The 23899-nt window shown below is 56.5% G+C and carries 20 protein-coding genes; 10 read left to right on the forward strand and 10 right to left on the reverse strand.

The window, feature by feature from the left end; translation table 11 throughout:
• The 4 genes from VNX88_00595 to VNX88_00610 all read right to left on the reverse strand — a co-directional run bounded on the left by VNX88_00595 (window position 1) and on the right by VNX88_00610 (window position 6421).
• Entirely contained in the window at window positions 1-3195 is a 3195-nt protein-coding gene (locus VNX88_00595) for a multidrug efflux RND transporter permease subunit (protein HWY67125.1), read from the reverse strand.
• Between the two features lie 3 nt (window positions 3196-3198).
• Window positions 3199-4437: an efflux RND transporter periplasmic adaptor subunit gene (locus VNX88_00600; GenBank protein HWY67126.1), complete on the reverse strand. Its 1239-nt coding sequence runs from the start codon at window positions 4435-4437 to the stop codon at window positions 3199-3201.
• Between the two features lie 394 nt (window positions 4438-4831).
• Window positions 4832-5425, reverse strand: a complete 594-nt coding sequence (locus tag VNX88_00605) for a tetratricopeptide repeat protein (GenBank protein HWY67127.1) — start codon at window positions 5423-5425, stop codon at window positions 4832-4834.
• A 57-nt stretch (window positions 5426-5482) separates the two neighbouring features.
• The gene (locus VNX88_00610) at window positions 5483-6421 is read right to left on the reverse strand and encodes a chromate resistance protein ChrB domain-containing protein (GenBank protein ID HWY67128.1); all 939 of its coding nucleotides are present in this window, start codon (window positions 6419-6421) and stop codon (window positions 5483-5485) included.
• A 124-nt stretch (window positions 6422-6545) separates the two neighbouring features.
• Here VNX88_00610 and VNX88_00615 point away from each other — a divergent pair, with 124 nt between their 5' ends.
• The 3 genes from VNX88_00615 (at window position 6546) to VNX88_00625 (ending at window position 9409) form a co-directional block, all read left to right on the forward strand.
• On the forward strand, window positions 6546-7859 hold the full coding sequence (locus VNX88_00615; protein ID HWY67129.1) for a cysteine desulfurase: 1314 nt from the start codon (window positions 6546-6548) through the stop codon (window positions 7857-7859).
• Window positions 7860-7992: 133 nt separating this feature from the next.
• Window positions 7993-8430: a chromate resistance protein ChrB domain-containing protein gene (locus VNX88_00620; protein HWY67130.1), complete on the forward strand. Its 438-nt coding sequence runs from the start codon at window positions 7993-7995 to the stop codon at window positions 8428-8430.
• 160 nt (window positions 8431-8590) lie between these two features.
• Complete coding sequence (locus VNX88_00625) at window positions 8591-9409, forward strand: DUF1259 domain-containing protein (GenBank protein HWY67131.1); 819 nt, start codon at window positions 8591-8593, stop codon at window positions 9407-9409.
• 18 nt (window positions 9410-9427) lie between these two features.
• On the opposite strand, the gene VNX88_00630 is transcribed toward VNX88_00625, so the two are convergent.
• The 5 genes from VNX88_00630 to dnaX all read right to left on the reverse strand — a co-directional run bounded on the left by VNX88_00630 (window position 9428) and on the right by dnaX (window position 14266).
• Window positions 9428-10867, reverse strand: coding sequence for a glycoside hydrolase family 30 beta sandwich domain-containing protein (locus VNX88_00630; protein ID HWY67132.1), 1440 nt, complete (start codon window positions 10865-10867; stop codon window positions 9428-9430).
• A gap of 43 nt (window positions 10868-10910) precedes the next feature.
• Window positions 10911-11129: a hypothetical protein gene (locus tag VNX88_00635; GenBank protein ID HWY67133.1), complete on the reverse strand. Its 219-nt coding sequence runs from the start codon at window positions 11127-11129 to the stop codon at window positions 10911-10913.
• 296 nt (window positions 11130-11425) lie between these two features.
• Window positions 11426-12025: a recombination mediator RecR gene (gene recR, locus VNX88_00640; GenBank protein HWY67134.1), complete on the reverse strand. Its 600-nt coding sequence runs from the start codon at window positions 12023-12025 to the stop codon at window positions 11426-11428.
• 33 nt (window positions 12026-12058) lie between these two features.
• Window positions 12059-12358, reverse strand: a complete 300-nt coding sequence (locus VNX88_00645) for a YbaB/EbfC family nucleoid-associated protein (protein HWY67135.1) — start codon at window positions 12356-12358, stop codon at window positions 12059-12061.
• 18 nt (window positions 12359-12376) lie between these two features.
• Window positions 12377-14266, reverse strand: a complete 1890-nt coding sequence (gene dnaX, locus VNX88_00650; protein HWY67136.1) for a DNA polymerase III subunit gamma/tau — start codon at window positions 14264-14266, stop codon at window positions 12377-12379.
• A gap of 108 nt (window positions 14267-14374) precedes the next feature.
• Here dnaX and VNX88_00655 point away from each other — a divergent pair, with 108 nt between their 5' ends.
• From VNX88_00655 to VNX88_00675, 5 genes are all read left to right on the forward strand, one after another.
• Window positions 14375-16045, forward strand: a complete 1671-nt coding sequence (locus tag VNX88_00655; GenBank protein ID HWY67137.1) for a ribonuclease J — start codon at window positions 14375-14377, stop codon at window positions 16043-16045.
• A gap of 47 nt (window positions 16046-16092) precedes the next feature.
• On the forward strand, window positions 16093-17055 hold the full coding sequence (locus VNX88_00660; GenBank protein ID HWY67138.1) for a threonine/serine dehydratase: 963 nt from the start codon (window positions 16093-16095) through the stop codon (window positions 17053-17055).
• A 77-nt stretch (window positions 17056-17132) separates the two neighbouring features.
• Window positions 17133-18092 (forward strand): signal recognition particle-docking protein FtsY, encoded by a 960-nt coding sequence (gene ftsY, locus VNX88_00665; GenBank protein ID HWY67139.1) that lies wholly within the window; start codon window positions 17133-17135, stop codon window positions 18090-18092.
• A 6-nt stretch (window positions 18093-18098) separates the two neighbouring features.
• Window positions 18099-19271: a bifunctional diaminohydroxyphosphoribosylaminopyrimidine deaminase/5-amino-6-(5-phosphoribosylamino)uracil reductase RibD gene (gene ribD / locus VNX88_00670; protein ID HWY67140.1), complete on the forward strand. Its 1173-nt coding sequence runs from the start codon at window positions 18099-18101 to the stop codon at window positions 19269-19271.
• 19 nt (window positions 19272-19290) lie between these two features.
• Window positions 19291-19929, forward strand: coding sequence for a riboflavin synthase (locus VNX88_00675; protein ID HWY67141.1), 639 nt, complete (start codon window positions 19291-19293; stop codon window positions 19927-19929).
• A 24-nt stretch (window positions 19930-19953) separates the two neighbouring features.
• Here VNX88_00675 and VNX88_00680 read toward each other — a convergent pair whose 3' ends face one another.
• A complete protein-coding gene (locus tag VNX88_00680) occupies window positions 19954-20190 on the reverse strand; it encodes a hypothetical protein (GenBank protein HWY67142.1) in 237 nt (78 codons plus the stop codon).
• 49 nt (window positions 20191-20239) lie between these two features.
• On the opposite strand from VNX88_00680, the gene VNX88_00685 reads away from it, so the two are divergent.
• Window positions 20240-20755, forward strand: a complete 516-nt coding sequence (locus tag VNX88_00685; GenBank protein ID HWY67143.1) for an acyl-CoA thioesterase — start codon at window positions 20240-20242, stop codon at window positions 20753-20755.
• Between the two features lie 156 nt (window positions 20756-20911).
• Window positions 20912-23893 carry a preprotein translocase subunit SecA gene (gene secA, locus VNX88_00690; protein ID HWY67144.1) on the forward strand — a complete coding sequence of 994 codons (2982 nt, stop codon included), beginning with the start codon at window positions 20912-20914 and terminating at the stop codon, window positions 23891-23893.
• Window positions 23894-23899: the final 6 nt, after the last annotated feature.

Below are 23899 nucleotides of genomic sequence, written 5' to 3' on the forward strand. Positions count from 1 at the left end.
CTAATCATCTCCTGCTCGCGCGGCTCGCATCTCAACCACGTCAGCCGGGGCCTTTGGCCTGGATCGGGACACCAGGAAGAACATGGCGGGAATGAAGAAGATCCCAATCGCGCTCGCCGCCAGCATTCCGCCGATGACGGTCGTTCCCATGATCTGCCGTGCCACCGAACCGGCTCCTGTCGCCGTCCACAAAGGGACGCATCCGAAGATGAACGCGAGGGAAGTCATAAGAATCGGGCGCAGACGGAGTCTCGCTCCTTCCAGGGCTGCATCGACCAGAGGTTTGCCTTTGTCGTGCTCGTCCTTGGCAAATTCGACGATCAGAATGGCATTCTTGGCGGCCAGACCGATGAGCATTACCAGCCCAATTTGGGAGTAGACGTCGCTTTCGATCTGGACCATGTAAGGCGGATAGAAGGCGCTGATCAGTGTGCGGCGAAGCCAGAGAACCAAAAAGGCTCCGAACACAGCGACTGGCGTACTCAGCAGAACGCTGAGCGGCAACGTCCAGCTTTCATACAATGCCGCAAGAATCAAAAACACGAAGAGCAGTGAGAGTCCGAAGATCACGCCCGGAGGCACGCCCTGCTGTGCCTGCTTTTCCTGAAATGACATTCCCAGATAGTCGTATCCCATTTCGGCAGGCATAGTCTGGGTAAAGACTTGCTCCAGGGCCGCCATTGCCTGGTCGGAACTGTAACCTGGCGACGCGTTGCCGTTGACTTGCGCGCAGCGAAAGAGGTTATAGCGCATGGTGAATTCGGGTCCGGGGCGCGCTTCAAACCTGGTGATGGCAGAGAGCGGAACCATAGTTCCGCCTCGGTTCTTGACATAGAACTGGCCCACGTTCTCCGCGTTGGTGCGGTAATCGCCCTCCGCCTCAATGTAGACCTGCCACTGCCGTCCAAAGCGATTGAAGTAATTGATGAACAATCCACCCATGAAGGCCTGAACCGTGCGGTACACGTCGTTGATGGCGACACCCTGTTTGATCACCTTGTCGCGGTCCACCTCGATGAATTGCTGCGGGACGCTGCCCAGGAAGGTGGTACTGACACTCGCGATCTCCGGACGCTTCCGGGCTGCGGCAAGGAATGTATTCAGGTTGGACGCGAGGAATTGGATGTCCTTGCCGGCACGGTCCTCAAGAACAAATGTAAATCCACCTGAAGTGCCAACGCCGGGAATGGCCGGTGGAGAAAAGTCAAAAGCAATTCCCTCCGGAATCTGGCTGAGCTGGCGATTCAGCTGCGCCTTGATGACTTGAAACTGCTCTTCCCGGCTCTTTCGCTCATCCCACGGCTTCAGCGTGACCCAGAAGAAGGCGTTGTAAGTAGAACGCGTGAAGCTAAGCAGGCTAAAGCCGACAACGCTCGTCGTGGACTCGACTCCCGGAGTATTTGCCAGGATGCTCTCAATCTTTCGCGCCACACGCTCCGTTCGCTCAGTTGAAGCCGCGCTCGGTAGTTGCAGGTTTATGTATAGATATCCCTGATCCTCGTCAGGAAGAAAGCTGGATGGCACTTTGTGACTGAAGAACGCAGCGGCAGCCCCAAAGGCTGCGAGCATCGCCAGGGCGAAGACGGACTTACGAATGAGGGCTCCACAAACTTTGACGTAACGATTCGTGGCGCTTTCAAACATGCGATTGAACCAGTCAAAGAACCTTCTCAACAGACCTCGGCTTTTCTCTCTGGGCCGCAGCAGCAGCGCCGCCAATGCCGGACTGAGGCTGAGGGCGTTGAACGCGGAGATGACCACTGAGATGGCGATCGTGATCGCGAACTGCTGATAGAGCCTTCCGGTGATTCCCGGGATGAAGGCCGTAGGTATGAAGACCGCCGACAACACCAGCGCAATTCCCACTACAGGACCGGAGATCTCTTCCATCGCTCTCAGGGACGCATCCTTCGGCGACATGCCGTCCTCGATGTGTCGCTCCACCGCTTCCACAACGACGATGGCATCGTCGACGACCAGGCCGATCGCGAGCACCAGACCGAAGAGCGAGAGCGTATTGATGGAAAATCCAAACAACGGAAAGAAGACGAATGTGCCCACCAGTGAAACGGGCACAGCCAGCAGCGGAATAAGCGTGGCTCGCCATCCCTGCAGAAAGAGAAAAACGACAAGGATTACCAGCGCAATCGCGATGACCAGAGTGAGGATGATCTCCTTAATTCCCTGGACTACGGATCGCGTCGTATCGAGCGCGATGGCGTAATCCATATCCTGGGGGAACCGGGTTTTCAGCTCGCCCATTAGTTTATTGACGCCGTTTGCGGCGTCGACTGCGTTCGATCCGGGAAGTTGATAGACCGCGACTATGGCACTCGGATGCCCATTCAGGCGCCCCGCCACCGTGTAGTCCTGCGCTCCGAGTTCGATCCGGGCTACGTCTTTCACGCGCACCACGCCACCATCCGGTGACTCGCGGACCACAATCTGCCCGAATTCCTCTGGAGAGGTGAGCCGTCCCTGTGCGAGAACCGCATAGGCGAACTGCTGTCCTGAAGGGATCGGCTCTCCACCAACTTTTCCTGCTGGGTTGACTGTGTTTTGTGTTTGAACCGCATTCACGATTTCTGGAACGGTGATTGCCAATTTGGCAAGCTGATCCGGCTTGACCCACATACGCATCGCGTACTGGCCCGCGCCAAAAACCTGGACTTGCCCAATTCCCCGTGAGCGCGTAATGGGATCGACAAGGTTGATGTATGCGTAGTTAGCGAGGAACTTCGCATCGTACGTGCCGCGGGGCGAGTTCACCGATATCAGCATTAGGGGCGCCGTTACCGATTTGCGCACAGTGATTCCGAAATTGGTAACGTCGATCGGGAGCTGCGATGCGGCTTGCGTTTCCCTGGACTGGGCGAGAATTAGATCGTTGTTTGGATCGGTCTTTACGTCAAAGTTCACGATCAACGTTGTCTGCGAATTTCCGGTCGCATTCAACGAGTACATGTAGTTCATGTTGTCCACTCCGCTCATCTGCTGCTCGATAGGAGTGGCTACCGCTTGCTCGAGAGTCTGCGCGTCTGCGCCTACGTAGGTGGCTAGTATCTGAATTTCGGGCGGAGCGATATTGGGAAACTGTGCGATCGGCAGACCGATAATCGTCACCGCACCGACGATGACGGTCACGATGGCAATAACCATGGCGACGATAGGACGATTGATGAAGAACTTCGACATGACCTACTTCCCTTCCGCGGTGGCCGTCGCAGGCATCACTTTCACTGCGACTCCCTCTCTGGCTCGCTGCACGCCCTCAGTCACAACTCGCTCGCCAGGTTTCAGGCCGTCTTCAACAATCCACAGGTCCCCTGTACGCTCTCCAACCTTCACTGTCCTAATGCTGACGGTGTTGTCCGCTCCGACCACGGCTACCTGATACGTGCCTTGAAGCTCCGTCACAGCCTTCTGCGGTATCAGCAGGGCTCCCGGCCTGATGTAGCTGATGAAGCGGACGCGGCCGTACTGCCCGGGACGAAGAACGTTATCCGGATTGGGAAACAGACCAGCCAGTCGGATCGCTCCTGTCTGCACATCGACTTGACGGTCCACGGCAAAGAACTTTCCTCTTTTGGGATACGTGGATCCGTCAGCAGTGATCAACTCCAAGTCGAGCTTTTTTTGTGTCCGCTCTCGCTCTGCTGGAGTTGGGTTGCGTTGAACAAAAGCAAGGTATTGCTGCTCGTTTACAACGAAGTAGGCCTTGATGGGATCGAGCTGGGAAACAGTCGTGAGAAGCGTCTGCGGTCCGACCAGATTCCCTACCTGTCCGGTCGCGATTCCAGCTACGCCGTCAATGAGAGAGCGAACGTTCGTGAACTCCAGGTTGAGTGATGCCTGCTCAATGGTCGCTTTGTCGGCCTGCACGGTCGCTCTGGCGGCTAAGTTCGCCTGGATGTCGTTGTCGAGTTGACTCTGTGCAATAGCTTTTTCGCGTGCGAGGGGAGTGTCGCGCTGCACGTCCAGCTGCGTCTTCCCGAGCTGGGCTTCCGCTTGCGCGAGCTGCGCCCTAGCCTGGTCAAGCACCGCCTGGAATGGCCGGGGATCGATGTTGAACAGCACTTCATTCTTGCGAACCAAAGCACCTTCCCGGTAGTTCTGCTTGATGAGATAGCCGGAGACTTGAGGCTGGATTTGCGCATTTACGTAGCCATCCAGTGTTGCAATGTACTCGTGGTAGATCGGGACGTCGCGTTGAACGACCTCAGCGACCTGGACAGGCGTAGGAGGAGCAGGGGCTGCGGAAACACTCTTCGTTCCGCATCCTGTCGGCAATAGCAGAAGGCAAACAAGGCAAGCGAGCGTACACCATTGCGTGCAGTAGCTCCCTCCCACGCTCTGGCGCCAACCCCACCTTCCGGAGGTTCCCAGCATCATTGACGGCCTGGTCGAGTGGTTTAAACGATGAGCTTGACCCTGCATAAACTTCTCCTTGGTCTTTCTGGCTCTTTGGATCAGAGCGCGACCTGGATTCGGACACGCCCGCCGGAGACACAATCGATATCGGGACGTATTCTCAGTCCGGTAGGCCGATCATTCTATTCCGCGGGACGAACGGGCGACATTAATCTGTGTAACCCCATTCGACCCGAATCTGAGTGTAAGCGCGGCCTATGCAGTTTCTAAAACGACCATCAGGCTGGCATCACACCATTGAGGGCTTTTGGGCTACCTCTTTCCCGCGACGCAAAAATACCGCAATGGTGGTACGCGGACGCGGTTGATTCACTGGCGTGGATTCGTGGAGGCTCCAACCAGTCTCATAAAAAGCACTTTCCGTTGCCAACGCGGGGTGGGATTAATCCTCCCGTCAGACTCAGTGTCTCGGGTCCGCCACGCTGCTCGTCTGAGTCAGCCGCTGCATGGCTTTCAACGAGCGTTCCGCATATGGGCTGGATGGTTGCTGGTCGGCGCACAATCGATACTCCCCCAACGCTTCGTCCGTATGATTCATCTTCTCCAGGCACAGCGCTAACTCGAACATCGCCTTGCTATCGTTAGGGTTGTATTCAAGCGCCTCGCGAAAGCGTGACTCTGCGGCACGGTAGTTGCCGCGATCAAAATAGAGTTCGGCGGCTTCTCGACTGACAGCTCCTTTACGCTCTGCAGTGTGTGGAGGCTGCGGCTTCTGAGGCGGAGAAGACCAGCAGGCATGGAAAATCGAGTTGATGCAGTTAGGCGCAAGTCTCTTAAGAGTTCGTGTAACCGGGTTGCCACTTTGAGTCGTATCGGGTGGAGGAGGGTCGGGGGCAACCACGTCGGGAGGCAGCGGCGGTGGATCTGGATTTGGCTTTTTGGGGGCCGTGGGTGGACTCGCCGAACTGTTTCCCGGATTGGGAGTCTGCCCGTTGCCGGACAGGAGCGCTAGAAGTACGAGGAGCAACATCGCGCTGGCATGACGATGCAGCATGGCACACCGGCAGACATGTTACTCCTATTGGCAAGCGCGGAACCTGCATTGATTCAGTTACTGCATACTCCGGTAAAGACCCTCGAATAACTCCATGCCGCGCTTCAGCAGTTCGTCGTCATCGATGGATTGTTCTGCCCAACCAACCAGCACCGCGTCGACAGCCTGGCCTTCCGAGCGTCCGAATTTATCGTCGCGCAGGTCAGCGTCGTGAACAATTTGTGCAAGGGCAAGTATTTTTGAATCGCGCACTGCGAATTCTTTGCAAAGAGTTTCAAAAGTGCAGCGATCTTCCTTGTGCGTAAAACCAGTCCCGTCGAAGCTGTCGAAAGGAATTGCGTCTCGCAGCTTGGCTGGCTGCGCCGAGAAGACAAATCTCGCTCCCGGATCGATAAACTTCCTGATCAGCCAGGCAGAGGAAACACGATCGATTCCGGGACGAGGCCGAGTGACCCAGGTCTTATTCTGAAACTCAGATTTGCGAACGATTGCACCGGGCTTCGCCTTCGACGTGCCTCCCATGGCGCGTTGCACGAGATCCTCCGCCCTGTAACGTAGAGGGCTCCGAAAAAAATCGATTGATGCAATTTCGTCCAGCCTCCGGCGGAGCTTCGCCAGTTGCAAACCAGCCCCCCTTTCCTGCTTCTCGCGCTGAAGCTTCTCTAGCTGCTGGATTAGCTCCTGATAGTCACGCGAACGCGCTTCGCTGAACCTCTTGATCAATTCCGAAGCTGGAAGATCGTCAATGGTCTGCACCTGGATTACAGATGCTTGCCCTTTGTAGCCGCGGATCGCAGCAGCAAGCCATTCGAACTGCTCCTGATTCTGCCGATCATGCGGGAGCAGGTATCCAGGCGGGCCCAAAGGCATGGCCCCGATTCGCTTCAGTCGGCGCCAGACCTCCACCCGCTCACTAGTTCGTTTCGAGGGCAGAGAGAAGACGAGAAGGAGCCATTTATCGCGACTCGAGACCTGCCGTTTCATTTGACTTGTCACGGACTTCTTCACAAATTCAGGCCCTCTGATTCGCCCCTTTCCGTCATCCGCCCTGCCATTCTTGACATCTCTAATCCTTGAGAGTAATACATATTACTTGTTTGGTTATATGTGTAACACCGATATGAGTAGGCGTAAATTTCTCCAACTGGGAGCCTGTTGCGCTACAGGGTTCGTGGGCGTGCAATACACAGACGCAGGCTCTTGGCATGACCAACAGCTCGACGCTGGCATTAAGTCGCACTTTCCTGTGTTGCAGAAAAGGGTCAACGGCCATCCACTGATTTATTTCGATACGGCGGCCACAGCACAAAGGCCGAAAGAAGTCATTGACGCTATCACCCAGTTCTACAGCCGGGAAAACGCCAATCCAGCTCCTAATCTCCATTTCCTGGCAAGACAGTCCTTCGAAGCTTATGAACACGCCAGGGCGAGCGTCGCAACCTTCATCAACGCCGCCGACGCTTCGGAAATTGTGTGGACACGGGGGACCACAGAGGCCATCAACTTAGTCGCGGCAAGCTGGGGAGAAGCCAACATTCATCGTGGCGATGAGATTTTGCTCACGATCGCCGAGCATGCCTCCAACATGCTTCCCTGGCAGCTCCTGGCGAAGAGAAAAGAAGCAAAGGTCCGCTACGTTGATGTGCTGGAAACTGGGCACATCGACTTGGAGTCATTGAAAGCCAAACTCACGGAACGTACGAAACTGGTGTGCTTCTCGCACGTCTCGAACGTACTGGGAATCGTGAATCCGGCTGCCCAGATGTGCCGCATCGCCCACGATGCCGGAACAAGAGTCTTGATCGACGCGGCCCAGTCTGTGCCTCATATGTCCGTTGATGTTCGGCAACTCGATTGTGACTTTCTGGCATTTTCAGGCCACAAGATCATGGGGCCCATGGGTATCGGGGTTCTGTGGGCGCGGAGGTCTATTCTCGATCAGATGCCGCCCTACCAGGCCGGCAGCAATATGGCCCACGCGACCGCGACGGAGGAATGGGAGTATTCCGAGGGCGCACGAAAATTCGGAGCCGGAACCCCAAATGTCTCAGGACCGGTGGGACTGGCGGCGGCCGTCGACTTCATTAGGCGCGTAGGCTATCGCAATATGTGGAACCATGAGCAGCAGCTTACGGCTCGTCTCCAGGAGCGTTTTGCAGCTCAAAAGGGCGTGCGTGTCTTGGGCGGGACTGAGATGCAAAACCGCATCTCTCTTTTTTCGTTCACGCTGGACGGAGTACCTGCAGAAGATCTTGCCCGCAAGCTGGACCAATATGGAATTGCGATTCGCGCGGGCGATCTTGCAGCATTTCCACTGCTCCAGAGATTCGGCATAAAGCAGGCCGCGAGGGCTTCACTCTATATTTACAACACCGTCGGAGAGATCGACGATTTCGCGCGCATTCTGGGCATGTTGGCTCAAGAGGCGAGCTAGGAAAGCAATTCTCATGTCGATTCGGGCTGGGTTTGGGTTCGGCGAGGATGTCTGCTGGTCTTCAGTGAACCGCCGCTTGCGCGAAGGACCACAAGTTCCAGACATGCTCAGATCCCGCCCTGAAAGGTTGAAAATGAGATGGATTACTCGCCACGACGTGAAGGTCGACCGGGTGGCTTGTCCGTGGCTGATCAAACGCTTCGTGGATCCCGAGGCAGAATTTATTTTTGTCGCAGAAGATGAATTGCTGGCGACGGCAGCGCGGCTGAGCGCGATCCCATTCGATGCGCCGAGCCTTGCGGCCGTGAAGCTTAACCATCGCGGTCAATGTTGCACATTTGAAGCTTTTATCGAGGACTACAAGCTCACCGATCCAGCCCTGCGTCGCATGGCACTTATCGTTAGAGGGGCGGACATAAGAGGACAAGAGCACGTCTCGGCGGAAAGCCCTGGCCTACGTGCGATTGCTCACGGCTTTGCGCTCTCGGGAATCAATGACGAAGAGCGGCTCAAGCAGGAGTTTCCGATATACGACGCCCTCTACCATTACGTTTGCCGGCAAGCGCGTTGAGCGTCTCACGATTTATCTTTAGTTCGTCGATCAAAGCCAAAGGAGTTTTCGTCCCATGTTCCGCTTCGTAAGAAACACAATGCTTTTGTTCGCGACCGGCTGCTTCCTTTTTCCCTCAATGCTGCTTTTCGCACAGGAAATGCCGACAGACTATTAGGCTGTGCTGAGGTTCCTCGATCGGAAAGGCGACTTCAAAGCAGGAGTTCTAAAAGTGAACATTCCCCGCAATGATTTGAAGATGACGATTCAGGGAGTCTCCACACCGACTCCCTTGGGATTCGGCGGGTGGATCGCCTTGACGAAGGGAACCGGCGGCTCGGATGTGATGATGGGCGATCTCGTACTCTTGCAGGATGAGGTGAATCCGGTGATGTCCGCTTTGCTGGACAACGGAATCGACGTCACCGCGCTGCACAATCATTTCTTCTGGGATGAGCCGCGCGTGTACTTCATGCATGTGCACGGGATGGGAAAGGCTGACGATCTCGCCCATCGCGTCAAGCCGGGCCTCGATCTTATCGGAAAGGTCACTCCGGCTCCGGTTTCGCCTTTCGCCACGAGCGGTACCCAGCTGAATGTCGAAAAGCTGGCTACCATCGTTGGACATCAGGGTGAGCAAACGGGGCCCGTTTACAAGATTACAGTTGGCCGCGACGACATCGCTATGAAGGATCACGGTGCTGTTATGAACGCACGCATGGGACTCAACACCTGGGCTGCGTTTACTGGCACGCAGGAGGACGCTGTGATTGCCGGCGATATTGCCATGCTTGAGAACGAACTAAATCCTGTGTTGAAGACGCTTCGCAAGAATGGCCTCGATGTGGTCGCGATTCACCATCACATGACCGAGGAGCGCCCGCTTGTAATCTTCCTGCACTACTGGGGAAGAGGAAACGCGGAGAAGTTGGCCGCTGGATTTAAAGCGGCTCTCGACCAACTCGGCCATGCCGCGCCTTCGCACGGCATGGGACAGTGAGATTGCAAAAGGAAACTGCTACGCCGCTCTCCAGCTCAGGGTAACGATGGAATCCGGAGCCAGTGTGACGCGAGTTGCCAACTTCCCGAAACGGACTTCGATATCCTGAGCTGAATTAGCAGCGTTAGTAAGCACCAACGCGTAACTGCTGTCAGAATTGGCGACTGCGACGTGATTTACTCCAGATGCTTCACTGTGTGAGTCGATCACGACTGCGTTGCGCTGAATGTGGCGCGAGAAGTGTGCAAAGCCCCAATACTGACCGCTGCGCGTAACTTCATGAGTACCGGAATGAACCGTCACTGCGCCACCGCACGGAAATGGCCCGATATTCGGCTTCCCTTGTTCGTCGAGCGCAACATTCCAGGCAATGATGCAGCGCATCCCATTGCGAAGAATGCCCGTAAATGTACGGCTCCATTTGGACCAGTCGGTCAGATACTTAGGATCGGTAATGTCTGGACCACCCTCGGTCCAGTACATCTCGGCATCTGGATGGGCCGCCGCCACCTTGCGTACCAATTCGGGAGTCCCCAAGTATCCGTGCCAGGCAATGGAATTCGTGACTTTGCTCACTTTCTCATCGTCAAGTTGGCAGATCGCGCGTCCCCAGAGGTTGTAGTTGTGGTCGAGCAACCAGATCCTGGTCTTTAATCCCGCGCGTTCGATGGCGGGGCCGAGCATTTGGCCAACATACTGCACCTCGGCCTCTTGCGGAAAGAGACATGCCGGCATCCGACTGTCCTGATCGGTATCCACTTCGTTCTGCGGAGTCACGGCGTTCACCTCGACTCCTTCGGCCAGGTACGCCTGGAGAAACCTTACGATGTAGTCAGCATAGGTCTTCAAGTAGTGCCGGCGAATGGTACCGCCCAGCATCGAATTGTTGTCTTTCATCCAGCCGGGCGGACTCCACGGTGAGCCGAGTAGAAACAATTGCGGGTTAACTTCCCGGGCAGCGCGCAAGACCGGAAGGATGTATTCGCGGTCATGCTCGATTGAAAACCTCTTCAATTCGGGATCGGGCTCACCTTCATCGTAGCTAAAGACATTGCGCGAGTAGTCACTGGAACCAATGCAGACTCGACACACACTGAATGCCATCTCCTTGCGGTTAAACAGTTCGTTCAGCAGCTCTCCACGTGAGGATTGCGGCATTTGGCTCAGCACATAGCAGGCCGCGTCGGTAAGAGCTGCACCGAATCCCACAACGGGCTGCGCTTTCTCTGCAGGGTTGATTACGACCGCCGCATTGGATGGCGCGCCAGACGCAGATGTCCAGCGCAGTTGCGACGCTGGCGCATGACGGCGAGTAGCATCGGTGATGAAAACATCAATCTCCGGCTTCGGCGCCGGCACATCGGCAACGATGACATCGGCGACAGCAAGCTTGCTGCCTAGTAAGCCGCAAGCAGCGGAAGCAGCGGCCTTCTCCATGAATTCCCGGCGGGTTGGCATAGGAAGCGATTTTACAGGTGAGGCTGTGGACGGGAGTGTTGATTTAAGAAATCTTCGTTGCCGGTTCCAACGTACCGATCAATTCAACATACTCGTCGGTGGCGCGCTGGAGATTTTCGGCGAGATGACTGCGCAGTTTTATGTCGATGTCTTGCTGTATTGGCAGTTCCAGATAGGCGAAGAGCGCCTTGCGGGCGTCTTCCATTCTCTTCTCCGCCTGCTTCACATCCTGGAGCGTGCTCATGGACAGCGATTGTCTCATTGGCGTCAACTCATCATGGCCGACTCGGGGGCCAATGCAGGCCGCAGAAAAACGGTCGTCATGCGGCGAAGGTTCCCTGATACTCTCCTGTTATTTTTTTGAACCTTTTAGGAAACGGCGTTAACTGCTCGGCTGATAGTGGCTTACGGAGAAATCCACAGAAATCCCTGTTAATTCCCTGGTTTTGAGCGAAATTTTCGTATTCTGGGCAGAATTCGATGATTTTAGCGTTGAATTCGAAAAGCTTGCTGTTTTTATCCCTGTTCCTTGCTATGCCTGCAGGATTTTCCGCCGCCTTATAGCTCCCGGCGCCCCTCGATCGCCTTGGCCATGGTTACTTCGTCGGCGTATTCAATGTCGCTTCCGGCGGGAATGCCGGTGGCGATGCGGGTCAGCTTTACCGGGGAGCTCTTGAGCATGCGCGAGATGTAGGTCGCTGTAGCTTCGCCTTCGACTGTGGGATTCGTAGCGATAATGAGCTCGTCGATCTCGCCGCGATCCACGCGCTTGGAGAGACTGGTAAGCCGCAGGTGTTCTGGTCCTACTCCGTGCAGCGGAGAAAGGGCTCCGTGCAGCACGTGATATACGCCGTTGAAGCTCCGCGTCTTTTCGATTGCGGCAATATTCGTGGGCTCCTCCACTACGCAAACCAGACGCTGGTTACGCGTTGCGCTGCTGCAATAGACACAGGGATCGACATCAGTGATGTTGTTGCACACTGAGCACAGGTGAAGGCTGGCCTTGACTTGGCGGATGGAGTCGGCCAGCAGTTCGGCGTCTTCGTCACTGGCGCGCAGGATGTGGAAGGCGAGACGCTGCGCCGTCTTGCCGCCGATCCCCGGCAACTTCTTGAGTTCGTCAATGAGCCGCGCCATGGGCTCTGCAAATTTCGACAACTGGTCCTCTGATTTCGCTTCGGCTGTAGTCGATTAGAACGGCAGGTTCATGTCGCCTAGCATGCCGCCGAGGGTCGATTGCACCGTGGTATCCACTTTGCGGGAAGCTTCATTCACAGCGGCAGTAATCAGGTCCTGGAGCATCTCCACATCGCCCGACTTCACCGCTTCAGGATCGATCTTTACCGAAAGCAACTGCTTTTGCCCATTCATCGTCACGCTAACCGTGCCGCCTCCAGCAGAAGCCTCAACACTGGTTGCGCGCATCTTTTCCTGGATCTCTTGCGATGCGCGTTGCGCCTGGGCCAACAATTCCTTTGGGTTGAATTCCATTCTTGAGGAATCTCCGATCTATTTCTTTTGACGAAGATCGACCACTGTGCGCACTTCCGCTCCAAACTTCTCCTGCATGCGCCGCACCACAGGATCTTCAGCAGCCCGCTGACGAGCTCCGCCGGATCCATTGCTGTGGCCATTTGCTATGCGCTCGATTGGAGCATTCTGAGACATGCCTCCGCCGGAGACGTTCAACTTCATTACTCGGCCGCAGAGTCGACTGGCCTCCTGCGTGAGTAGGCGCTTTGCCTCGGCACTTACGCTGAGGTCGATTACCTTTTCGGAGAGCGGCAAGCGTAGATTGATCTGATTGCCCTCTAGACCCCACTCGCCACGTGCCAGCAGATCGGCGGCCGTGTCCTGGCTTTGCGCTTCGAGCACCGAGATCAACGCGGAGCGCAGCGTCTCTACAGAAATCTCCTGCTGAGTGACCGCAGATTCCGCGATTGGCTGGGGAACTTCTTCCAACGCGGTTGCGGTCGAAATCACCGTGTAGCTCGCAGTGGATCCGTCAATCGAACTCACCACCGACATCTCCGGTTCGGAGCTCCGCACTTTGCGCAACCTGTCAGCTTCGAAGGGGGACACGCGTTGTTGACTCTGCGGCGAAGCTCCCCCACTGGATGACCCAAACGGTGATGCGGAGGCTGATCTCAAGCCACCGCTCAATGGCGCAGGTCGCGCCTCAGAAATCTTTGGAACAGCCGAGAGAGAGGCGCGTGCAGGTTGAGTGACCGTTGTTGCTCCGCTGGTCGCAGTCTGGCTCAGGAACTCTTCGAGGGGGAGCAGACGAATTGCATGCACCATCTTCAGCATGCCGAGCTCAAGGTGAAACCGCTGCTCCTGTCGGTAGCCCAGCTCGTCGTGCGTGCGAAGGATAATGTTGAGAAAGCGGGTAAGGTCTTCCTCGGAGAACAGCGCCGCCGTACTCGCGACCTTCTGCCGCTCGTCGGATGAGATTTGCAGCAGCGATGATTCTCCGCCCGCCACCTTCGCAACCAAAGCATTTCGCAAGAAACGAACAAGCTGCTTGGCAAAGTGCGACGGACTCTGCCCTTCGGTCATTAGCCGGTCCAGGAGCTTTAACAAGTCCTCGCTCGAACTGCGGTGCACGCACTGCATGGCCTGCACGAGAACGTCAGACGAGACTGTTCCCATCAGCCCGCGAACTTGCGCCGCAGTCAGCTTTGCATCCGAGCCGCCTTCGAAGACGGCGCAGCAGGCGATGGCTTGATCCATGATGGAGAGCGCGTCGCGCATCGATCCATCACCGGCCTCCGCAAGAGCGGCTAGCGCATCGTTTTCCGCGCTGATGTTTTCTTGTGTTGCGACATCGCGGAGCTGGCGCACGATCTCGTCGAATCGCACTGCGTGAAAGCTGAAGTGCTGGCAGCGCGAGCGAATCGTCTGTGGAATGTCCTCGGGCTGCGTGGTGGCCATCATGAAAACAATGTGGCTGGGCGGCTCTTCCAGAGTTTTCAGCAGCGCATTAAAAGCAGCATCGGTAATTTGGTGGGCTTCGTCGAGAATGTAGATCTTGTAACGATCGCGAGCGGGACGATAGCGCACGGCATCGCGTAACTCGCGAATCTCGTCGATACCACGATTCGTCGCCGCATCGATTTCGATCACATCTACAGAGCTTCCTGCGCGGATCTCCTGGCAGGAGTCGCAAACGCCGCACGGCTCTGGAACCGGCTTATCCGTCGAGCGGCAGTTGAGCGCCATAGCCAGAATGCGCGCAACCGTGGTCTTCCCGATGCCGCGATGTCCACTGAAAATGTAGCCGTGCGCGATTCGCTGCTGGGTAATCGCATTCTGCAGCGTGCGGGTTACATGATCCTGCCCGATTACATCGGAAAATTTCTGTGGCCGGTATTTGCGGGCGAGAACCTGATAACTCATGGCGGGACCTTGTCGATTATACCTACGGTAAGAACTAGCTGAATGCCGAGCGCTGAATGCTGCGTGCTGAGTGTCTGCACGATTTTGTGTGCTAGCATCGGAGCTTCCATGACTGCGGGCAAACTTCAGGTCGTGCCATTAGGCGGGCTCGGCGAGTTCGGCATGAACTGCATGGCCCTGCGCTGGGGCGACGACATCATTGTGATCGATGCCGGTCTCATGTTCCCTGAGTCTGAGCTGCTCGGCGTCGACATCGTTGTTCCCGACATCACTTACCTGCTCGAGAATCGGGACAAAGTTCGCGCCATCCTGCTCACCCACGGCCATGAAGACCACATTGGCGGATTGCCGTGGATTCTCTCTGAGCTGAACATTCCGGTGTACGGCACGGAATTTACCCTCGCCCTCGTGGAAGGCAAGCTGGAAGAACACGAGCTGCTCGACTCTGCACAGCTCAACGAAATCACGGCGAACGAGCGCTTCCGTATCGGACCGTTCCTTATCCATCCGGTGCGCGTCACTCATAGCCTCGTGGATTGTGTGGCCCTTGCAATTCACACTCCGTTGGGAGTCGTGATTCATTCCGGCGACTTCAAGGTCGATCCCACGCCTACGGATGGCAAGCTGTTCGACCTCCATCAGTTCGCGGAGTATGGCAAAGAAGGCGCGCTACTTTTGCTGCAGGATTCGACTAACGTCGAGCGCCCAGGCTACACGCCGAGCGAGCGCGCGGTGCGTCCGCGATTTGAGGAAATCTTCACGCGCAGCAAGCGGAGGCTGTTCGTCTCCTGCTTCTCATCTTCTATACATCGGATCAAGCTCGTGGCGGACATGGCCTTCGAGCACGGACGCAAGCTGGCTCTGGTCGGTCGCTCCATGAATGAAGCTACTGAGATCGCGCAGGACCTCGGCTACATCCATATTCCCGAGGGAACGCTCATTAATCCTGGACAGATTCGCGATTTCGCTCCGGAGAAGGTTTGTGTGCTGATCAGCGGCACGCAGGGCGAGCCCATGTCTGCCTTGTCGCGCGCGGCTGTAGACAATCATAAGCACGCGAAGATCGAGCCGGGCGACACAGTCGTTCTGTCCTCGCGCATCATTCCAGGGAACGAAAAAGGGATCTATCGCATGATTGATCACCTTTACCGCCGCAACGCTCACGTTATCTATGAAGATGGTTCTGGTTCGCCCGTGCACGTAAGCGGACACGCCAGCCAGGAAGAGCTCAGGCTTCTGATTAATCTTGTTCGCCCCAGGTACTTTGTGCCGATTCACGGCGAGTATCGTCAACTTAAGCGCCACGCGGAGCTTGCCGCTTCAATGCACGGTGCTGTAGGCAGCGTGACGATGCTGGAAAGCGGCGAGGTCCTTGAGATCGACGAGCTTGGTGCGCGGAAGGCTGGAAAAGTAACGGTCGGCCGCGTCTGCATTGACTCCGGCTCAGCCAGCGACGTGGTAGAGGATCTCGTGATTCGCGATCGTCGCCACCTAAGCGAAGACGGCATTGTGCTGCCAGTAATCGCCATTAATAAGTTGACCGGCAAGGTGGAATCGATTCCCGAAATCGTGATGCGAGGATTCGCCGCCGCAGGCGCAGAGAACGGTTTTCTTGCGCAGGCTCGCGAAGTGATCAGCCGCACACTTGAACAGTCGAGCCAGGAAGAAAAGGCTGACTACGGTGTGATCAAAGAGAAGATTCGCCAGGACCTTAAGCGTTACATCAACAAGAACACCAGTCGTCGCCCCTTGATTATGCCGGTCATCCTCGAAATCTGATGCAATGTCTTTGGACTGCAATACACAAACTGTAGAGAGCAAGCGTCTTGATCACCCTCGAAAAGATTCAGCAAGCCCAGGAACGGCTGCGTGGAATCGCGCTACGCACGCCGTTGCAACGCGTTTCATTCCGGGAGGGCGAAGTTTATCTCAAACCGGAGAACCTTCAACCGATTGGCTCATTTAAGCTACGCGGCGCCTACAACAAGATCGCGACGTTTTCTCCAGGACAGCGTGAGCGCGGAGTCATCGCCTACTCCAGCGGAAATCATGCGCAGGGGGTTGCCTATGCAGCCCGTGCGATGGGTTGCCACGCCACCATCGTGATGCCCGACAACTCTCCACAACTCAAATTGGAGAAGACCCGAGCTCTCGGAGCAGAAATCGTGATCGTCGGCCCGTCGAGCGACGAGCGCAAAGCGCGCGCTGAGGAACTCGCGCAACAAAAGGGATACGCTCTCGTGCCTCCCTACGACGATGAAGCCATCATCGCCGGGCAAGGCACAATGGGCTTAGAAATTCTTACCGACTTGCCCGAGACCACTAGCGTGTTGGTTTGTGTGGGCGGCGGAGGCATGATCAGCGGAATCGCTGCCGCGGTGAAGAACATGCGGCCGAGTCCAAAGGTTTATGGAGTGGAGTCAGAGCTAGGCGCCAAAGCCAAAGCCAGCTTCGAAGCCGGCGAGCGCCTCGCCTTCCCTGCCGAGGAAACTACCCGCACCATCGCCGACGGCCTCCGCACGCAGAGCGTCGGCGAGTGTAACTTTGAACATATTCAGCGCTACGTGGACGGATTTATCAGTGTTAGCGAAGACGAAATCCGCGAAGCCGTCCGCCGCCTCGCATTCGACGCGCACTTAATAGCAGAACCCAGCGGTGCGGTTCCGCTTGCAGCAGTACTGTTCCACCGAAGTGAGTTCCCTTCTAGCGGCAAGACGGTAGCAATCGTCAGCGGAGGAAACATCGCTCCGGAGATGTTAAAGCAGATCCTGACCGAGCCGAGTTCCTAAATAACCCCCCACGTATAATCAACTGTTACCGCGACAACTCTGCACCATCCTGAGAAGTTGATGTCGCGCTCGACCTGATGATCCAGACCCTGTTCGGCAGCCTCGACGAGGAAAAAAACAAAAAGCCAGGCTTCCTGGATCGCATGAAGGAGGCGGTCTCGCGCACGCGCGAGAACCTCAGCGATCGCATCGAGGAGATCGTCGCTTTCAATAAAGAGATCGATGCCAATACCCTCGACGATCTCGAAGCCACGCTGATTGCCGCCGACCTCGGGACGACGACCACACATGAGGTCCTCGAAGCGCTGCGCGAGCGCGCCACCCATAAGCAGATCGGCGATGTGAACGAACTGAAGCGGCTACTGAAGGAACAGATCGCGGGGATCCTTAACGGCGCATCGAATGTGCCGTTACGCCGAGTCGACGGTCCCGAAGTGGTACTGATCGTCGGCGTGAACGGTACCGGTAAGACGACGACAGTCGGCAAGCTCGCAAGTTTGCTGAGAAGTCAGGGCAAAACGGTTTTGCTCTGCGCGGCCGACACGTTTCGCGCTGCCGCGATCGAGCAGTTGGAGGTCTGGGGCAGTCGAACTGGAGTGGAAGTGATAAAGACTAAACCCGGCGGCGATCCCTCGGCTGTACTCTTCGACAGTCTGAGTGCGGCGAAGGCGCGGGGAACTGACTATGTGATCGTTGATACCGCTGGCCGGCTGCATACCAAGCAGAACCTGATGGCGGAGCTGGAGAAGATGCGCCGCACAGCGCAGAAAGTAATCCCTGACTCGCCGCATGAAACCCTACTCGTGATGGACGCAACCACCGGGCAGAACGGATTGCAGCAGGCGCGTCAGTTCACGCAATCTGCAGGCGTAACCGGAATCGTGTTGACGAAGCTCGATGGCACGGCAAAAGGCGGAGTAGTAGTTGCCATCTCGCGCGAACTCGGCGTTCCTGTTCGGTACGTCGGTGTAGGAGAGAAGGCAGGAGACCTTCTGCCATTCGATTCGCAATCGTTTGTCGATTCTTTGTTCGAATAAAGGAACATGCCTCAGCAAGACAACGAGCGCTTCATGCGTCGCGCACTGGAATTGGCGCGTCGAGGTATCGCGCTCGCCTCTCCTAACCCTCATGTTGGTGCGGTAATCGTAAGCTCTGCTGGGGAAATTGTCGGCGAGGGCTTCCATACTTATGACGGCTTAAAGCACGCAGAAGTGCTCGCAGCCGAACAGGCCGGAGAGCGCGCTCGCGGAGCAACTCTCTACTTGAATCTCGAACCTTGTTCGCACACCGGACGCACCGGGCCATGCGCCGACGCAGTAATCGCTGCCGACATCAAGCGCGTGTATGCTGCCATGCCCGATCCCAATCCTCTCGTTGCGGGCAAGGGATTCGAGCGATTGCGCACAGCGGGCATCGAAGTCCACACTGGTCTGCTCGAGTCTGAAGCCCGAAAGATAAACGAGGGATTCGCGAAGTACATCACCGCGAAAACACCGCTTGTTACGCTCAAGGCCGGGATGACGCTCGATGGCAAGATAGCTCCGCCATACACACCTCCGAGCGGCGAAGTCGGTTTGGGCGATGCAGCCGGTGGCTGGATAACCAGTATCGAAGCTCGCGCTCAAGTGCAAGAATTGCGTCACGCGTCCGATGCAATCCTCGTGGGCGTGAACACAGTCATCACCGACAATCCGCTGCTCACCGACCGTACAAGCTTGCCTCGACGCCGTCCGCTGTTGCGCGTTGTAAGCGATTCCAAATTGCGCCTGCCCTTGGACTCGCGTCTCGTGAAGACAGTGAACAACGACCTGATCGTCTTCTGCTCGTTCGCGGAAGAGAAGAAGCGTCGTGAACTTGAAGAACGAGGCATTCGCGTAGAACAAGTCAGGTTGGGCGCGCTCGACGGACGTCCCGACATCGCCGCTATCATTCAGCGGCTCGGAGAGTTGGAGATCACAAGCCTGATTATCGAAGGCGGTGCGCTCGTGAATTGGACCGCGCTTGCCGCAAATGTTGTCGACAAAGTGTTCTTGTTTTACGCCCCCAAAATTCTTGCCGGAACCGGATCAGTGCCATTCGCCAGCGGTCCAGGCTTCCCTCGCATCAGCGAAGCCGCCCGCGTTCGCTCGATTTCCCTGCATCGCTTCGGAGAGGATTTTGCAGTCGAGGGCTATATAAAAGATCCGTACGAAAGATTAGGATCTTCGACGCAATAGACGCGTTCTCAAAACGAAAATGTTCACGGGATTAGTTGAACAAACCGGGACAATTGCCTCGCTGGGCAAGGCGAGTGGAGCGACGCGCATCCGCGTCTCTGCGCCGGGACTGGCATCGCAATTGAAAGAGGGAGACAGCATCGCGGTAAGCGGAGTCTGCCTCACTGCGTTATCGCCTGACCACAACACCTTCGAGGCCGATCTTGCACAAGAGACCATCGCCCGCACTTCCCTCTCCTGCCTTGCTCCAGGAGCGCTCGTGAATTTGGAGCTACCCACTCCTGCTGGCACGCCGCTCGGAGGACACGTCGTTCAGGGCCACGTTGATGGCACAGGCAGGTTGGTCCTATTCGAGCTGACGGCTCCAGGTAGAGAGGATCGTTGGTTAGAGATCGAGATTCCGCAGAGCCTCACGCGCTATGTGGTTGAGAAAGGTTCCATCACTGTGGAAGGTATCAGCCTGACTGTGGCTGCCATCGCCGGAACTCACGTCACGATTGCCATCATTCCACATACGTATCAGGCGACCAACCTGCGAACGTTAAAGCCAGGCGATCCGGTCAACGTAGAAGTGGACGTGCTGGCACGTTATGCAGAGAAGCAGCGGCGAACGGCACGAAGCTGGACTGTCGAGGAGCTGGTCAGCCGAGGATTCTGACTCGCGCGCACTCGACGCGACGAATTACTTTTCCAGGTAATACTGCACTGAAGTCACGACTCGTACGGTCTTCATCACGCTGCTGTCCGCCATGTAGTTATAACCGCCATCCCCCACCTCTCCCGTTCCTCCTGACGGATCGCCAGGTGAAATTGAAAATACTCCCTGGTTCGCTTGGCGAATGGAGCGCACTTTGCCGCCAGAGTCCGATGCGAAGCGATCAGCAGCAGCGCGTGCGTTGCGTGTGGCTTCGGTGACCATGTCTTGAATCCCTTGAATCGTCGCACCATTCCTGCGACTCTAGACGCATATGGAAAGCCTTGACGGTCATAAGCAGCCGCGGCCAGTGTCGGACTCCATGTCGGAGATGGCCGAAGTGGTACTCCCCAACGATGCGAATCCTCTGAACAATCTTCTCGGCGGCAGGCTCATGCACTTTATCGACATCGCCGGCGCAATGGCGGCACACCGACACAGCCGCAGCTACGTTGTTACGGCTTCCATGGACCACATCGACTTCCTAGCTCCTGTGCATGTCGGCGACTTGCTCATTCTGCGCTCGTCGGTGAACCGGGCCTTTCATACTTCGATGGAAGTAGGCGTGAAATGTTGGGTAGAGAATTACATTGCCGGAACACGACGGCATATCGCGTCGGCTTACCTCACGTTTGTCGCGGTCGATAATCGCGGATGCCGCTTACCTGTCCCACCAGTCGTCCCTGAGACGGAAGAGGAGAAGCGGCGCTTTGAGGACGCGGGCCGACGCCGCGAATTGCGTAAGAAGGAGCAGGAGCGCAAAAATGCTAATCAGCTCGCTCGGGGATAGGCTGGTTTTAGCGTGAGGTTACCCCTGCGACCTGGGCAAATCCCCAGCATCCGATGTGTTAGGCTTTTCCATGGACCTCTACGCCTAGGGGCATCGTCTCTAGTGCAGTGAATTTGTGTCCCCGCCTCTGCCCAACGGGCCAAAGGAACAAAGCTTTTGATCGGACTTCTCATCTCCAAGGTTATCGGGACTAAGACTGAGCGCGAGCTGAAGCGCCTGTGGCCCATTGTTGCGCAGGTTAACGCACTGGAGCCCGCGATGCAGAAGCTCTCGGATGCCGAGCTTCGGGCCAAGACCGAGGAATTCCGCCAGCGCGTCAAAGAGTCGATACAACGGTCCGCGCCAAACGATGCAGATGAGCAGCCGGTCGAGCCGACATCCACCAAGGCCAAGCGCGATCCAATCCTGGAAGAGGCGTTGAACGAGGTTCTTCCCGAAGCCTTTGCCGTAGTCCGCGAGGCTGGAAGGCGCGTGCTGAACATGCGGCACTTCGACGTCCAGTTAATCGGCGGCACCGTCCTGCATCAGGGCAAGATCGCTGAGATGAAGACCGGCGAAGGTAAAACTCTCGTCGCTACGCTTCCGGTCTATCTGAACGCGCTCGCCGGGCGTGGAGTTCACGTAGTCACCGTGAACGACTACCTCGCCAAGCGCGACTCGGAGTGGATGGGCAAGCTATACACCTCCCTAGGGCTCTCGGTGGGCGTTATCGTCCACGACCTCGATGACAACGAGCGGCGCCAAGCGTATGCCGCCGACATCACCTACGGCACCAACAACGAGTTCGGCTTCGACTACCTGCGCGACAACATGAAGTTCGATCTGAAGGACTGCGTGCAACGTGGGCATCACTTCGCCATCGTCGACGAAGTGGATTCGATCCTCATCGACGAAGCGCGTACGCCTCTGATCATCGCTGGACAGAGCGAGGAATCGACGGACAAGTACTACAAGGTGAATCGAATTATTCCTGCTTTGGAAAAGGGTGAGGAGATTCAGAAGAGCCTCGAAGAAACGATCTTTACCGGCGATTACGCCGTCGACGAGAAACACCGGACGATTACCGTTACGGAACAGGGCTGGGAGAAGGTTGAGAAGATGCTCGGCATCGGCAACATCGCGGATCCCGAGAACTGGGGCTGGAAGCATCATGTCGAAACCGCCATCAAGGCGCACGTGCTCTACCGGCGCGATACGGAATATGTAATCAAAGACGGCGAAGTCATCATTGTCGACGAATTTACCGGACGCATGATGCCCGGGCGCCGCTGGTCCGATGGACTGCACCAGGCGGTTGAAGCCAAAGAAAACGTCAAAATCGAGCGCGAGAACCAGACGCTCGCGACCATCTCCTTCCAGAACTACTTCCGCATGTATACGAAGCTGGCCGGCATGACGGGCACGGCGGAGACCGAAGCAGCCGAGTTCGAGAAGATCTACAAGCTCGAGATCGTTGTAATCCCTACCAACAAACCGCTCCTGCGCTTGGAAAATCCCGACGTCGTGTATCGCACGGAGAAAGAAAAGTATTTCGCGGTTGCCGATGATATCCAGAAGGTAAATGCTGAGCAGCGTCCGGTGCTGGTGGGAACCACATCGATTGAGAAGTCGGAGAGGCTTTCGGAACTACTCAAGAAAAAGGGCGTGAAGCACGTTGTGCTTAATGCTAAATACCACGAGCGGGAAGCCGAGATTGTTGCTCAGGCAGGACGAATCGGATCCGTGACGATCGCCACCAACATGGCCGGCCGTGGTACTGACATTTTGCTCGGAGGCAACGCGGAGTTTCTTGCCAAACAGGAGCTACTAAAGAGGGGCCTGGCGCGTTCAGTTGGAGCAGCCGAAGGAGAGTTGGCACCGATTGCTGCCAACGCCAACCTTACGCGCTTCTACTATCAGGGGGCTGAGTACGAGGTTGAAATTCAGCACTGGCAGGAAGCACTGGCGCGGCATGAACGCGACATTCAGGCGGAGCACGAGAAAGTCATTGCCGTGAGCGGACTGCACATTCTAGGTACTGAGCGGCACGAATCGCGGCGTATCGATAACCAGTTACGCGGACGTGCTGGCCGCCAGGGCGATCCTGGCTCCTCCCGCTTTTATCTTTCACTCGAAGACGACTTGATGCGCATCTTCGCCAAGGAGTGGGTCTCGAACCTGCTTCAACGACTGGGAATGGAAGAGGGTGTGCCGATCGAATCCAAACTCATCTCGCGGCGCATAGAGGCAGCACAAAAAGCAGTAGAAGGCCAGAACTTCGAGTCACGCAAACACCTGCTCGAATACGACGACGTGATGAACAAGCAGCGCGAGGCCGTGTATGGTCTTCGCCATCAGTTGCTCGAGGGAATCGACCAGAAAGATCTGATCCTTGAAGACTATGTCTCGAGCATCGTCGGTGACCTGCTAGACCAATACGCGCGGCGTGAGCAGCACGCGGAGCAATGGGACACCACGGCGCTGAAACAGCAAGTGTTCACGCGCTTTGGCGTGGATCTTGCCACAGAAGGCGTCGATCCCGACAAGTTGAATCGTTCCGAATTGGGCGATGCGATCTTCGAAAAGCTCAAACAGCGCTATGAAGCCAAGGAGAAACTGATCGGCTCTGAGGCCATGCGCTATCACGAGCGCATGATCATGTTGAGCGTGCTCGATGGCCAGTGGAAAGACCATCTGCTCAGCATGGACCACCTCAAAGAAGGTATCGGCCTGCGTGGATATGGGCAGCACGATCCTTTGGTTGAATATAAGCGCGAGTCCTTCGAGATGTTCGAAGCGATGATGCAGCGCTTCCAGGAAGAGACGGTCCGTTATCTGTATCTCTTGCAGGTGATCGAATCGGGCCCGCCGCCGAGCGCTGGCGATGACGGCCTCACCATGGACGGAGTACCGTTTGATCCGAGGCGCCCGGTTAGTCCGCCTCCAAGCGGAAATGGGAACCGGCATCGCACAGCAACGTCGATGGACGACATGGAGCGAGAGTTCAAGCGCAAGAAAGAACGCGAGCTCCAGCAGGCACGCATGGCCGGCGGTGGTGAGCAGCTAGTTCAGCAACGACGCGTCGGAGAAAAGGTCGGGCGTAACGATCTCTGCCCTTGTGGATCGGGGAAAAAGTACAAGAAGTGTTGTGGTGCCTAACGCGCC

The sequence above is a fragment of the Terriglobales bacterium genome (assembly GCA_035567895.1).
Lineage (GTDB): Bacteria > Acidobacteriota > Terriglobia > Terriglobales > Acidobacteriaceae > Gp1-AA112.

Excerpts from the sequence above, each read along its gene's own strand:
- VNX88_00620 (HWY67130.1), top strand. The coding sequence starts at position 7,993 with ATGAGATGGATTACTCGCCACGACGTGAAGGTCGACCGGGTGGCTTGT.
- ribD (HWY67140.1), top strand. The coding sequence starts at position 18,099 with ATGCCTCAGCAAGACAACGAGCGCTTCATGCGTCGCGCACTGGAATTG.
- VNX88_00630 (HWY67132.1), bottom strand. The coding sequence starts at position 10,867 with ATGCCAACCCGCCGGGAATTCATGGAGAAGGCCGCTGCTTCCGCTGCT.
- VNX88_00635 (HWY67133.1), bottom strand. The coding sequence starts at position 11,129 with ATGAGACAATCGCTGTCCATGAGCACGCTCCAGGATGTGAAGCAGGCG.
- VNX88_00675 (HWY67141.1), top strand. The coding sequence starts at position 19,291 with ATGTTCACGGGATTAGTTGAACAAACCGGGACAATTGCCTCGCTGGGC.
- ftsY (HWY67139.1), top strand. The coding sequence starts at position 17,133 with ATGATCCAGACCCTGTTCGGCAGCCTCGACGAGGAAAAAAACAAAAAG.
- VNX88_00645 (HWY67135.1), bottom strand. The coding sequence starts at position 12,358 with ATGGAATTCAACCCAAAGGAATTGTTGGCCCAGGCGCAACGCGCATCG.
- VNX88_00685 (HWY67143.1), top strand. The coding sequence starts at position 20,240 with ATGGAAAGCCTTGACGGTCATAAGCAGCCGCGGCCAGTGTCGGACTCC.
- VNX88_00605 (HWY67127.1), bottom strand. The coding sequence starts at position 5,425 with ATGCTGCATCGTCATGCCAGCGCGATGTTGCTCCTCGTACTTCTAGCG.
- dnaX (HWY67136.1), bottom strand. The coding sequence starts at position 14,266 with ATGAGTTATCAGGTTCTCGCCCGCAAATACCGGCCACAGAAATTTTCC.
- VNX88_00680 (HWY67142.1), bottom strand. The coding sequence starts at position 20,190 with ATGGTCACCGAAGCCACACGCAACGCACGCGCTGCTGCTGATCGCTTC.
- VNX88_00600 (HWY67126.1), bottom strand. The coding sequence starts at position 4,437 with ATGCAGGGTCAAGCTCATCGTTTAAACCACTCGACCAGGCCGTCAATG.
- VNX88_00595 (HWY67125.1), bottom strand. The coding sequence starts at position 3,195 with ATGTCGAAGTTCTTCATCAATCGTCCTATCGTCGCCATGGTTATTGCC.
- VNX88_00655 (HWY67137.1), top strand. The coding sequence starts at position 14,375 with ATGACTGCGGGCAAACTTCAGGTCGTGCCATTAGGCGGGCTCGGCGAG.
- VNX88_00615 (HWY67129.1), top strand. The coding sequence starts at position 6,546 with ATGAGTAGGCGTAAATTTCTCCAACTGGGAGCCTGTTGCGCTACAGGG.